The sequence below is a fragment of the Oleiphilus sp. HI0123 genome (assembly GCF_001635315.1).
The window spans coordinates 1-418 of the sequence record NZ_LWGE01000668.1; the positions used below are offsets into that span (position 1 = coordinate 1).

Sequence of the window (418 nt, forward strand, 5' to 3'; positions counted from 1 at the left end):
ACTTGACTCTCTATTTCAACCGGGTTTCGAATACACTGATCAGCTTCTGCATACTCATGAGGAAAGACCACGATAGGAAAGTAATCTGGATTCTCCAATAGATCGCGCAAAGCAGCCTCCTGCTCGGTACGTTGCCACTGGAAAGCATAATTGTCAGGGATAAGATCTGCGATGATGCGTCCGGTATTACTGGGCTTAAATACTTCCCCCTGATAGAGAATAAAACAAAATGCACAAGCAGCCTCAACAACGGGTCGCTCTGCACAGATGCAATGATGCTCAACTAATAGGCATGACGGGCACCTTTCTAACTTGCTACCACGAGCAGAAAAAGGCCGATGTATCTTTTTACTCTGCTCATCTCGTAATTTTTAGACTGCATTACGGTGCATAACTCTCCGACTTCTTTGCAATTTTA

The 418-nt window shown here is 44.5% G+C and carries 1 protein-coding gene; it reads right to left on the bottom strand.

The genetic code is table 11. The annotated features are described in order from the left end of the window. On the bottom strand, nucleotides 1-344 hold a 344-nt coding region (locus tag A3761_RS28945; RefSeq protein ID WP_156491662.1), incomplete at its 3' end, for a DTW domain-containing protein. Between the last annotated feature and the right edge of the window lie 74 nt (nucleotides 345-418).